At 66.7% G+C, this 12,090-nt stretch carries 7 protein-coding genes; 2 read left to right on the top strand and 5 right to left on the bottom strand.

Annotated elements, in window-relative coordinates; all coding sequences use genetic code 11:
- Window positions 1-168: 168 nt before the first annotated feature.
- Window positions 169-2,754: an ATP-dependent chaperone ClpB gene (gene clpB / locus M1L61_RS17595; RefSeq protein ID WP_248853867.1), complete on the top strand. Its 2,586-nt coding sequence runs from the start codon at window positions 169-171 to the stop codon at window positions 2,752-2,754.
- A 72-nt stretch (window positions 2,755-2,826) separates the two neighbouring features.
- Here clpB and M1L61_RS17590 read toward each other — a convergent pair whose 3' ends face one another.
- The 3 genes from M1L61_RS17590 to M1L61_RS17580 all read right to left on the bottom strand — a co-directional run bounded on the left by M1L61_RS17590 (window position 2,827) and on the right by M1L61_RS17580 (window position 5,791).
- Window positions 2,827-3,627 (bottom strand): MipA/OmpV family protein, encoded by an 801-nt coding sequence (locus M1L61_RS17590; protein ID WP_134957840.1) that lies wholly within the window; start codon window positions 3,625-3,627, stop codon window positions 2,827-2,829.
- Window positions 3,628-3,767: 140 nt separating this feature from the next.
- A complete protein-coding gene (locus tag M1L61_RS17585) occupies window positions 3,768-5,057 on the bottom strand; it encodes an ATP-binding protein (protein WP_010481562.1) in 1,290 nt (429 codons plus the stop codon).
- Window positions 5,054-5,791 (bottom strand): response regulator transcription factor, encoded by a 738-nt coding sequence (locus tag M1L61_RS17580; RefSeq protein WP_164194026.1) that lies wholly within the window; start codon window positions 5,789-5,791, stop codon window positions 5,054-5,056. The genes M1L61_RS17585 and M1L61_RS17580 overlap by 4 nt, the downstream gene beginning before the upstream one ends.
- Before the next feature lie 182 nt (window positions 5,792-5,973).
- Between M1L61_RS17580 and M1L61_RS17575 the strand changes: the two genes are divergently transcribed.
- Entirely contained in the window at window positions 5,974-7,260 is a 1,287-nt protein-coding gene (locus tag M1L61_RS17575; protein ID WP_248853866.1) for an aminotransferase class I/II-fold pyridoxal phosphate-dependent enzyme, read from the top strand.
- 275 nt (window positions 7,261-7,535) lie between these two features.
- Here the strand turns inward: M1L61_RS17575 and ybaL are convergent, their stop codons facing one another.
- Window positions 7,536-9,233, bottom strand: a complete 1,698-nt coding sequence (gene ybaL, locus M1L61_RS17570) for a YbaL family putative K(+) efflux transporter (protein WP_010481567.1) — start codon at window positions 9,231-9,233, stop codon at window positions 7,536-7,538.
- Between the two features lie 158 nt (window positions 9,234-9,391).
- The gene (locus M1L61_RS17565; RefSeq protein WP_248853865.1) at window positions 9,392-11,779 is read right to left on the bottom strand and encodes a TonB-dependent receptor; all 2,388 of its coding nucleotides are present in this window, start codon (window positions 11,777-11,779) and stop codon (window positions 9,392-9,394) included.
- Window positions 11,780-12,090: the final 311 nt, after the last annotated feature.

Raw genomic sequence — 12,090 nt, 5'->3', positions numbered from 1 at the left:
GCGGAACTGATCCGGATCAACGCGCCGACCACACCCACTCCGGCATGCTGGCCGCAGGCTGACTGGCCTCGGGGTGCAGTCGCAGTCACCCTTGAAACGGGGTGGGGCAACCGCATCTTTTCAGCATCGCCGGCGCGGGCCGGCCCTGATGACCGATGAGGATTCGCAATGCGGATGGACAAGCTCACCTCGCGTTTCCAGCAGGCGCTGGCAGACGCACAGTCGCTGGCCGTGGGCCGCGACAACAGCATCATCGAACCGGTTCACCTGTTCAGCGCGCTGCTGGACCAGCAGGGTGGCAGCACGCGCCCGTTGCTGGCCCAGGCCGGGGTGAACGTGCCGGTGCTGCGCGAGCGCCTGACCGAGGCGCTGGATGCGCTGCCCAAGGTGTCCGGCCAGGCCGGCAACGTTTCGATGGGCAATGACCTCGGCCGCCTGCTCAATCACACTGACAAGCTGGCCCAGCAGAACGGCGATGCCTTCATTGCCAGCGAGTGGTTCGTGCTGGCCGCGCTGGAAGACAACGGCACGCTGGGCATGGCGCTGCGCGCCGCCGGTGCCGACAAGACCCGCCTGCAGGCTGCCATCGACAAGCTGCGTGGCGGCGAGAACGTGCAGTCGGAAAATGCCGAGGAACAGCGGCAGGCGCTGGAGAAGTACACCATCGACCTGACCGCGCGTGCCGAGAGCGGCAAGCTCGATCCGGTGATCGGCCGTGACGAGGAGATCCGTCGCACCATCCAGGTGCTGCAGCGCCGGACCAAGAACAATCCGGTGCTGATCGGCGAACCCGGCGTGGGCAAGACCGCGATCGTGGAAGGCCTGGCTCAGCGCATCATCAACGACGAAGTGCCCGAAGGCCTGCGCGGCAAGCGTGTGCTGTCGCTGGACATGGGCGCGCTGATCGCCGGCGCCAAGTTCCGCGGTGAATTCGAGGAGCGCCTGAAGGGCGTGCTCAACGACCTGGCCAAGAACGAAGGCCAGATCATCCTGTTCATCGACGAGCTGCACACCATGGTCGGCGCCGGCAAGGCTGATGGCGCGATGGATGCCGGCAACATGCTGAAGCCGGCGCTGGCACGCGGCGAGCTGCACTGCATCGGTGCGACCACGCTGGACGAATACCGCAAGTACATCGAGAAGGACGCTGCGCTGGAGCGCCGCTTCCAGAAGGTGTTCGTCGGCGAACCCACGGTGGAGGACACCATCGCGATCCTGCGCGGGCTGAAGGAAAAGTACGCCGTGCACCACGGCGTGGAAATCACCGACCCGGCCATCGTGGCTGCCGCCACGCTGTCCAACCGCTACATCACCGACCGCCAGCTGCCGGACAAGGCCATCGACCTGATGGACGAAGCCGCCTCACGCCTGCGCATGGAGATCGACTCCAAGCCGGAGGAGCTGGATCGCCTGGAACGCCGGGTGATCCAGCTGAAGATCCAGCGCGAGATGCTGAAGAAGGAAAAGGACGAAGCCTCGCGGCAGCGCCTGGCCGACCTGGAGAACGATATCGACGGGCTGGAGCGCGAGTTCTCCGACCTCAATGAAATCTGGAAGTCGGAGAAGGCTGCGCTGCAGGGCGCCACCAAGATCAAGGAACAGGTCGAGCAGGCCAAGCTGGAGCTGGAAGCTGCGCAGCGCCGCCAGGATTTCGCCAAGATGAGCGAAATCCAGTACGGCCTGTTGCCGCAACTGGAAAAGCAGCTGGCCGCCGCGCAGGAAGCCGAGCACAAGGACTTCAAGCTGGTACAGGACCGCGTGACCGATGAGGAGATCGCCGAGGTCGTTTCGCGCTGGACCGGCATCCCGGTCAACAAGATGCTCGAAGGCGAGCGCGACAAGCTGCTGCGCATGGAAGAAGTGCTGCACAACCGTGTGGTCGGCCAGGAAGAGGCGATCAAGGTCGTCTCCGATGCGGTACGCCGCTCGCGTGCCGGCCTGTCCGATCCGAATCGTCCGGCCGGCTCGTTCCTGTTCCTCGGCCCGACCGGCGTCGGCAAGACCGAGCTGTGCAAGTCGCTGGCCGAGTTCCTGTTCGACAGTGCCGACGCGATGATCCGCATCGACATGAGCGAGTTCATGGAGAAGCACAGCGTCGCACGCCTGATCGGTGCACCTCCGGGCTACGTCGGCTACGAGGAAGGCGGCTACCTGACCGAAGCCGTGCGTCGCCGCCCGTATTCGCTGATCCTGCTCGACGAAGTGGAGAAGGCACATCCGGATGTGTTCAACATCCTGCTGCAGGTGCTGGACGATGGCCGCCTGACCGATGGCCAGGGCCGCACCGTGGACTTCCGCAACACCGTCATCGTGATGACTTCGAACCTGGGCTCGCACCAGATCCAGGACATGAGCACCGACGACAGCCTGGAGGCCTACACGCAGATGAAGGCGGCGGTGATGGGCGTGGTGCAGGCACACTTCCGCCCGGAATTCATCAACCGCCTGGACGACATCGTCGTGTTCCACCCGCTGGACAAGCAGCAGATCAAGCAGATCGCGCGTATCCAGATGCGTGGGCTGGAGAAGCGCCTGGCCGAGCGTGGTTTGAAGCTGCTGGTGTCCGATGCAGCGTTCGACCTGCTCGGCAACGTTGGCTTCGATCCGGTGTATGGGGCGCGTCCGTTGAAGCGTGCGATCCAGGCACAGCTGGAAAATCCGCTGGCGCAGAAGATCCTCTCCGGTGCCTTCGTCAACGGCGACACCATCGAAGTCGGCAACGACGGCGGCCATCTGGTGTTCGCCAAGGCGTGATTCACACGGGGCGCTGCCTGACCGCAGCGCCCCGTTTCCTGCGAAGTACGCCGGGCCATGCCCGGCGCTCACTCAGAAGCGGTGCGTATAACCGCTCATCAAGCCGAACTGGTTCGCCTTCTGCACGATCGGGCTGTCGGCGGCATCGCCAAGCAGGCGCGTGCCTTCGGCCGAGATGTACCAGTTGCCGTTGCGGCCCACGCGGTGGCTCCACTTCAGGCCGAGACCGGCGCTGACCAGGCCGGCCTTCGGCTTGTGCTGGGCAAAGCCGGTGCGCGCCGCCTGTTCCGGACTGACGCCGTACCAGGTCTGCATGTAACCGCGGTTGCCGTAGTCGGTGGAAACACTGCCGCTGACCACGCCACCGGCCAGGTCGAACAGCGGCATGGTCAGGTTCAAGTGCACCTGCTGGGTGGCCAGGCCGTTCTCGGCCTTGTCCTCATCCTTGCGGGTGAACTGCCAGGAACCGCTCAGCACGGCTTCGCCCAGCGTATAACCAGCCGAGACGCCGACCAGGGGACGGGTATCGATATCGCCCATGCCGCGCAGGAAGTCCGAACCACCGAGCAGGGAGTCCTTTTCCTTGCGGATGCCGCTGGCGCCGACGTAGGCACGCACGCGCGTGTGCTCGCCGATGGACGTGCCCCAGCCGATGCCACTGGTGCCCAGAAACCAGCCCCCCGGCGAGGTGACATCGAAGGACAGCGAAGGCGTTGCACGATACTCCTCGCTGCCGCTGTAGCGAGGTGCCACGCCACCGCCGGCAGCGACCTCGAAGGTCCAGTGGTCATCCTTGGCGTGGGCGATCGGTGCGGCGAACAGCGGCAACAGGGCCAGGCAGAGCAGGGCAGGGGAACGGCGAAGCTGGGACATGGAAACTCTCGACAATGGGAGGAAGGCAGCGCGCGCATCCGGCGAGTGCTGCAGGGTCGTTAGCGTGGCGATACGCCGGCGACCGATCCGTCCGCAGTTGTGCGGGAGTTGTAATCAACTGTAATCGTGCCCGTGGGCGTTCAGCTGGCAGCCAGCGGCCAGTGCATTTCCAGGCGCGCGCCGCCCAGCGTGGCGCGGCTGATGCGCAGCTCGCCACCGTGGCGGGCGGCGATGCGGCTGACAATGGCCAGGCCCAGGCCGAAGCCGCCGGTGTCGCGGCTGCGGCTGTCGTCCAGGCGGGTGAATGGACGCATCACCTTCTCGCGATCGGCTTCGGCGATGCCGGGGCCGTCGTCATCCACACGCAGGCAGGCCCGGCCGCCGACGCCGACCAGCGAGACTTCCACCTGCGAATGCGTGTGGCGCAGCGCATTGCCCACCAGATTGCTCAGTGCCAGCTGCAGCAGGCGCGGCTCGGCATCCACCCGTGGCAACGCACTGGGCTGCACGCGCAGGACCACGCCGCCGCGTTCGGCATCACGGCGTGCATCGGCCAGACAGGCCTGCAGCCAGTCGTCGGCTTCGATGCGCTGCATCGGCTCGCCTTCGCTGGGATGCTCAAGGCGCTCATAGGCCAGCAGTTCGCTGACCAGCCGGTTGAGTTCGGCCAGGTCGCCGTGCAGGCCCTGTGCCAGCCGTTCTCGGCGCTCGCGGTCATCGCTGTCCTGCATCAGGTCCAGGCCGAAGGCCACGCGCGCGATCGGCGTGCGCAGTTCGTGCGAGATCGCATGCGTCAGGTCGCGTTGGCGCTGCACCAGTTCGGCTACGCGCGCGGCCATGCGGTTGGAATGTTCGACGATGACCCGGATCTGCGAGCGCGGCGAGACCTGTGCGCGCGCTTGCAGATCACCGGCACCGATGCGGTCGGCGTGCAGGCGCAGCGCTTCAAGATCGCGCCAGAGCAGGCGCACCCAGGCGTACAGGCTGGCGCCGACCAGCAGCAGGATGCTGAGGTATGCCGCGATTGTCATGTACGTCGTCATCTGCACCGCGCCAGGCAGGCGCAGGTGCAGCCAGCGGCCTCCGATGCCTTCGATGGGCAGCAGGACCTGCTGGTATTGATCGCGCACGATGAAGCCATCAGCCTTCACGGCTGCCTGTTCCTGGGGGGCGAGCGCGGGCGGACTGTCGAGCAGGGTCAGCGCGATGCCGTAGTGTGGCTGCCACTGCTGCAGGCGCTCACGCTGCTGACCGGCGTCCAGGCCGGCCAGGCCACTGCGCAGGGCGTACACCTGCCCGCGCACCTGCTCGACGAACACTCGATCCTGCACAGGCGTGTAGATGCCGTCCAGGATGTGGTTGAGGAAAAACACCGACACCAGGAAGCAGGCACCAGTGACGAACCACAGCCACAGGAACAGCCGCTTCATGCGGTCCAGGCCGACGGGTTGAACTGGTAGCCGCGGCCCCACACGGTCTTGATCCGCCGCGGTTCGCGCGCGTCATCGCCCAGCTTGCGGCGCAGCTTGCCGATGCTGACATCGACACTACGGTCCAGGCCGTCGAAGCCGATGCCGCGCACCGCCTGCAGGATCTGGTCGCGCGACAGGATCTGCCCCGGCTGGCTGGCCAGCAGCCACAGGATCTCGAATTCGGTGGTGCCCATGTCTACCGGCTGGCCATGCAGATGCACCTCGCGCTGCATGCGGTCGATCAGCAGTTCACCATGCATCAGCCGGCAGGGCGTGCCAGTGTTGCTGCTGCCGTGGCGGCGGCGCAGCAGCGCGCGCAGGCGCGCCAGCAGCAGGCGCGGTTCGATCGGCTTGTGCACATAGTCGTCGGCGCCGGATTCCAGGCCCAGTACCTGCTCGATGTCGTCCTCGCACGCGGTCAGCATCAGGATCGGCACGTCGGAGAAGCTGCGGATCTGCCGGCACACGTCGATGCCGCCGAGGCCGGGCAGCATCAGGTCCAGCACCACCAGTTCCGGCGCATGCTGGCGGCAGGCCGCGCCGGCCAGGTCGCCACGGGCGACGTGCTGCACGGCAAAGCCATGCTCGTTCAGGTAGTCGCTGACCAGTTCGGCCAGGCGACGATCATCCTCCACCAGCAGGACCGGTGTCGGCGTGCCGTTGGCGGTGGGTGTCCAAGGGGATGGCTGCATGCGCGTGGGGCCTCCGTGCCCGGGCAGGAGCGCCCGGCGGCGAAGCCTAGCAACGGCCCATGACGGCTGCCTGAATCGGGGCCAACCTGATAACCGGCGGTACGGACGTCATCGCCAGCGGCTCTCAGTGCCACGCCCCGGCTGGCCTATGGTGGCGGTTTCCCCGGATGGAGCCTGGTGCAATGAGCGACCCGCAGTGGCAACTGGAAACCCTGGCCGTGCATGGCGGCTATCGGCCCGATCCGACCACCCGCGCGGTGGCGGTGCCGATCTACCAGACGGTGGCGTACGCCTTCGATGACACCCAGCACGGGGCCGACCTGTTCGACCTGAAGGTGCCGGGCAACATCTACACGCGCATCATGAATCCCACCACCGACGTGCTGGAGCAGCGCCTGGCCGCCCTGGAAGGTGGCATCGGCGCACTGGCGCTGGCCTCGGGACAGGCCGCGATCACCTATGCCATCCAGACCATCGCCGAGGCCGGTGACAACATCGTTGCCTCCAGCGCGCTGTATGGCGGCAGCCTCAACCTGCTGGCCCACACGCTGCCGCAGTACGGCATCCAGGCGCGCTTCGCCGACCCCGCCGATCCGGCCGCGTTCGCCGCGCTGATCGACGAGCGCACCAAGGCGGTGTTCGTCGAATCGATCGGCAACCCGCGTGGCAACGTCACCGACATTGCCGCCATCGCCGAGGTCGCGCATGCCGCCGGCGTGCCGCTGATCGTGGACAACACGGTGGCCACACCGTTCCTGCTGCGCCCGTTCGAGCACGGTGCCGACATCGTCGTGCACTCGCTGACCAAGTACCTGGGCGGCCACGGCAACAGCCTCGGCGGCGCGATCATCGACTCCGGCCGCTTCGACTGGGTGGCGCAGCCGAAGCGTTTCGCCCGACTCAACCAGCCCGACCCCAGCTACCACGGCGTGGTCTACACCGAAGCGCTGGGGCCGGCGGCCTATATCGGCCGCGCGCGCGTGGTGCCGCTGCGGAATACCGGCGCAGCGTTGTCGCCGTTCAATGCGTTCCTGATCCTGCAGGGCATCGAGACCCTGGCCCTGCGCATGGAGCGCATCAATGCCAATGCACTGGCCGTCGCGCAGTACCTGAAGGCGCACGACAAGGTGGCCTGGGTACGCTACGCCGGGTTGGCCGACGACCCGGAGCACGCCGCCGCGCAGCGCTACCTGGGGGGACACGGCTCGGGCGTACTGACCTTCGGCCTGCCCGGCGGCCGTGAAGCCGGCGCGCGCTTCCTTGATGCACTGAAGCTGTTCACCCGCCTGGTCAACCTGGGCGATGCGAAGTCGCTGGCCACCCATCCGGCCTCCACCACCCATCGCCAGCTGGATGCCGCCGAACTGGCCAAGGCCGGCGTCAGCGAAGACACCGTGCGGCTGTCGATCGGCATCGAGCACATCGGCGACCTGCGCGCCGACCTGGAACAGGCCCTGGCCGCCGCCTGATAGCTACGCGCTTGGTCGTCATCGCTACAGGCGATCACCACCGGCACCGCGATGCGCTACGGTGGAACTGCCTCTCCAAGGCATGGCAACGTGGCGATCCAGATCCCCGGTCGATGCGGGTCGACCGGGGATTTTTTTTTGCCGCCGTGTCGACCAAGGTCGACACCCACCAACAGCAGCGGGGACCCACCCCGCCATCCCACGGATAGTCAGCCTTTGCTTTTGCCGTTGCCTCGGCAGGTGCAGGGCTGCAAGCCCTGCCGCACCCACACCCCTCACACCACCGGAATGCTGTGCTGCCCCAGATTCCGGTACGGCGGCGTGGACATGATCATCTCCGCCAGCGAATACGCCAGCTCACGTTCGGCCATCACCGTGCCATCGGCACCGTGTTCCAGCAGATGCTTCACTTCCGCATCGCTGTGTGCGCGCGCCAGCAGGGTCAGGTCCGGGTTGATCGCCCGCAGCTTGGCCAGCGCCTCACCGGCTTCCAGCGGCTGCGGAATCGCCAGCACCGCAATCTTCGCGCGCTCCGGATGGGCCTCGGCCAGCACCCGGTCGGCGGCGGCGCTGCCGCGGATCGCCGCCAGGCCCTTGGCGTGCGCCTGCTCGACGTGCTCCTTGTTGTCATCGATCACCAGCACCGGCACGCCACGGTCGCGCAGCACCTGGGCCAGTTCGCTGCCCACGCGGCCATAACCAATCACGATGGCGTGGTCATGCAGGTCACGTGAGGGACCGGTGGCCTCTTCGGGCTCGGCGGCCTGGGGTGACTGCTCCTGCTTGGCCTGCCAACGGTCCAGCAGCCCGAATACCAGCGGGTTGAGCATGATCGATACCAACGCACCGGCCAGCACCAGCGACTGGCCTTCCTTCGGCAGGATCTGCAGTGCCACGCCCAGGCCGGCGATGATGAAGGCGAACTCGCCGATCTGCGCCAGGCTGGCCGAGATGGTCAGCGCGGTGCTGGTCGGGTGACCGAACGCGCGCACGATGAAGAATGCGGCGGCCGACTTGCCGAACATGATGATCAGCACCGTGGCCAGCACCTGCCACGGGTGCTGGACGAGGATGTTGGGGTCGAACAGCATGCCGACCGAGACGAAGAACAGCACCGCGAACGCATCGCGCAGCGGCAGCGAATCGGTCGCGGCCTTGTGGCTCAGCTCCGATTCGTTGAGCAGCATGCCGGCGAAGAACGCGCCCAACGCGAAGGAGACGCCGAACAACATGGCCGAGCCGAACGCCACGCCCAGCGCGATCGCCAGCACCGACAGGGTGAACAGCTCGCGCGAACCGGTACCGGCGATGCGTTCCAGGATCCACGGAATGACCCGGCGCCCGACCACCAGCATCACCGCCACGAACAGGCCCAGCTGCACGAAGGTCCAGCCGATGTCGGCCAGCACGCTGCCCAGCGAGTGCGATTCCTTGGCTGCTTCGGGGCCGAACACACCGGCCATCACCGGCATCATCACCAGTGCCAGCACGCAGGCCAGGTCTTCCACGATCAGCCAGCCGACCGCGATCTTGCCGCGCATTGTCTCCAGCAGCCGGCGTTCCTCCATCGCCCGCAGCAGCACCACGGTACTGGCGGTGGCCAGCGAGAAACCGAAGATGACGCCATGGATGGCCGGCCAGCCCATCAGCGAGGCCACGCCCCAGCCGAGCAGGGTGGCCACCGCGATCTGGCCGATGGCGCCGGGGATGGCGATGGCCTTTACCGCCATCAGGTCCTTCAGCGAGAAGTGCAGGCCGACGCCGAACATCAGCAGCATCACGCCCAGCTCGGCCAGCTGGTTGGCCAGCGCCTGGTCGGCGACGAAGCCGGGGGTGAACGGGCCTACACAGATGCCAGCAACCAGGTAACCGACCAGAGGGGACAAGCGGAGCTTGTTGGCCAGCGCGCCGAAGATGAAGGCGAGCCCCAGGCCAACGGCAACGATGTTGATCAGGTCGGTGTCATGGTGCATCGGCACTCGCAGGAAATCGGGGGAATGCCCCGATTTTCACCTAATGCGCCAGATGCGGCAAACCTTAAATGCAAATGGGGTCAGATCCCTTTTCCTGCAGGAAAAGGGATCTACCCCACCCGCGCCACGGAATGCCGGCCAGCGGCCGGCACTACCGCTTACCAGGTGTACTTGACCCGCCCATACACATACGCGCCGTTGAAGCCGAACGGCGAGTAGTTGCTGTACGGCAGCATGCCGAAGGTGGAGTTCTGCAGGTCTTCGGTGCGGTCCGGGTACTTGTCCAGCAGGTTGTCGGCGCCCACGGTCAGGGTCCAGTTGGTGCTCGGCTTGTAGCTGGCCGAGGCATCCACCACCCAGGCATCGCCGTAGGTCTGGTCGCGCAGCGCGGTGGCCGAGTTGCGCACGGTGAACTTGCCGTAGCGGGTCGCCGCCAGGCCCAGTTCCCAGTGGTCCGAACGCCAGGTGCCGCTCAGGATCGCCTTGTCGCGCGGGTAGCTGTCCTCGATGCGGCCGATCTCATCTCGGCCGATCAGTGACTGGGTCAGGCCCAGCGTGCCAAACACCGCCGGGGTGCCACTGACGCGGCGCACTTCGGTGTCGTTGTAGCTGTAGGCGGCGGTCAGCTCCAGGCTGCTGGCGCTGAACGGCACGGTGTAGCTGGAGACGAAGTCGACGCCGCGGGTGCGCGTATCCAGGCCGTTGGTGAAGTACGAGAACGCGGTCACCTGCGGCAGGCCGAGGGTGCCCAGCAGCGCACTGGTGGCGGCGTTGGTGGTGATGCTGGACGACAGCGCGATGCGGTCATCGATGTCGATCTGGTAGGCATCGACGGTGATGTACAGGCGGTCCACCGGCTGCAGCACCAGGCCCAGGCTGTAGGAGGTGGAGGTCTCGGCCTTCAGCGGCGAGGCGCCCAGCGCCTGCGCGGCCGGGCTGGTGGTCGGGAAGGTGCCGCGTTCAACGAACACGCCATTGAGGAACTGGCTGGTGACGGCCTGGTAACCCTGCTGCGCCAGCGACGGTGCGCGGAAGCCACTGGAGGCGGTTGCCCGCAGCGCGACCTTGTCGGTGAATGCATAGCGCGCCGACAGCTTGCCGGAGAAGCGGTCGCCGAAGTCCGAGTAGTCCTCGTAGCGGCCGGTAATGCCCGCCGAGAACTTCTCGGTCAGGTCCGCTTCCAGGCCTGCATAGACCGCGTAGTTATGGCGGTCGGCATGCACTTCATTGGTCGGGGTGAAGCCCGCGAAGCCCTGCGCGCCGCTGCCGGTGTACGAGTTCAGTTCGCCCGGGTTCTGGTCCCACTTCTCCTTGCGGTACTCACCGCCGAAGGACAGTGTGACAGGGTAGGCCAGGCCCCAGTCCAGCGACTTGGTCAGATCGGCATTGAAGATGTCCTGCTGGTACTTCAGCGTGCCGTCGTAGAACGAGCGCGGGCTGGTCGCGCCGAGGCTGTAGTTGATGCTGTTGCGGGTGTGGAAGTCCAGAGTGTTCTCGCCGTGGTTCAGGCTCAGGTCCCAGGTCCAGCCGTTGTCGGTGTTGCCCTTGACCCCGGCCACCAGCGAGCGGTCCTTGGAGTACTGGTTGATCTCCGGCACGAAGCCGTCCGGGTAGGTCTGCGCCAGCAGCGCGCTCTGCCCGTTGTGGTTGCGCGAACGGTAGAACGCGAACGAGGTGATGTCGCGGTTGCTCAGCAGCGCGCTGGCGTAGCCGGTCACGTGGTCGCTGAAGTCGAAGCTGGCGTTGGCCGATGCCGCGGTCGCATCCACGCGCGGGTCGCCGACGATGAAGGTCTTCTGGCCGATGCTCGGGAAGTTGCCGGTGTTCGGTGTGGTGCCGCGGTACGGGCCGGCGCGGTTGCTTTCGTCCTGCTGGCTGATCTGGCCGGCCACGTGCACGCGGCCACGGCCGTTGCCGAACTCGACGCCGGTATCGCCGGAGAGCTGGTACTTGTTGCCGTCACCGGCCGAGTACTGGCCGTAGTCCACCGCCAGGCTGCCGCCACTGCCGCTGCCCTTGAGCACGATGTTGATGACGCCGGCGATGGCGTCCGAGCCGTATTGCGCCGACGCACCGTCGCGCAGCACTTCCACGCGCTCGATGGCGGCGATCGGGATTGCATTGATGTCCACCGCCGACGAGCCACGGCCGATGCTGCCGTTGACGTTGATCATCGCCGAGGTGTGGCGGCGCTTGCCGTTGACCAGCACCAGCACCTGGTCGGGTGACAGGCCGCGCAGCTGCGCCGGGCGCACGCCGCTGGTGCCATCGGTCAGGGCCGGGCGCGGGAAGTTCAGCGAGGGCAGGGCGCGCGACAGCGCGGTGGCCAGCTCGCTGGTGCCGGTGGACTGCAGGGCTTCGGGGGTGATGATGTCGATCGGCGACTGCGATTCGGCGACGGTGCGGTCGGCCACGCGGGTGCCGGTGACGATCACCGTATCCAGGGTGTTGGCGGCGGTGCCGGCCTGCTGGGCAGCGGCAACGAACGGAGAGCCACCGAGTGCGACAGCGACGGCGGCGGCGATCAGGCTGGTCTTGCGGGTCATCGGGATGGGGCTCCGGTTGGCGGGGGCGGCACCGGAATCGACATCACGGGGGTGAGGCGGACGGCGGTTGTTGCGGTGCGCAAAGCAGGAATTAACGGGATATTCAGTGGCTGTCAAATGCCGGTCATCGGGAAAAACGTTGCAGAAGCAACCATTTAGCCCGGATCGGAGCTTGCGGGGAGGGGCCCGGGAGGCGCGCGGCGAGGACGTGGGAGAGAGAAACGCCGGCCGCTGCGCATCCCGGGGCGCGTCAAGTATTCGTTAACGCTAGAATTGCGTCGCAGGAACAGTGCTCACCAGCACATTCCATT

This window comes from Stenotrophomonas sp. NY11291 (assembly GCF_023277365.1).
GTDB lineage: Bacteria > Pseudomonadota > Gammaproteobacteria > Xanthomonadales > Xanthomonadaceae > Stenotrophomonas > Stenotrophomonas geniculata.
The sequence above is the reverse complement of the archived record's forward strand: the minus strand, read 5'-3'. Positions and strand labels throughout refer to the sequence as shown.

Bases quoted from the DNA above. Each gene is read 5' to 3' on its own strand.
- M1L61_RS17590 (WP_134957840.1), bottom strand. From the start codon at position 3,627: ATGTCCCAGCTTCGCCGTTCCCCTGCCCTGCTCTGCCTGGCCCTGTTG.
- clpB (WP_248853867.1), top strand. From the start codon at position 169: ATGCGGATGGACAAGCTCACCTCGCGTTTCCAGCAGGCGCTGGCAGAC.
- ybaL (WP_010481567.1), bottom strand. From the start codon at position 9,233: ATGCACCATGACACCGACCTGATCAACATCGTTGCCGTTGGCCTGGGG.
- M1L61_RS17575 (WP_248853866.1), top strand. From the start codon at position 5,974: ATGAGCGACCCGCAGTGGCAACTGGAAACCCTGGCCGTGCATGGCGGC.
- M1L61_RS17585 (WP_010481562.1), bottom strand. From the start codon at position 5,057: ATGAAGCGGCTGTTCCTGTGGCTGTGGTTCGTCACTGGTGCCTGCTTC.
- M1L61_RS17580 (WP_164194026.1), bottom strand. From the start codon at position 5,791: ATGCAGCCATCCCCTTGGACACCCACCGCCAACGGCACGCCGACACCG.
- M1L61_RS17565 (WP_248853865.1), bottom strand. From the start codon at position 11,779: ATGACCCGCAAGACCAGCCTGATCGCCGCCGCCGTCGCTGTCGCACTC.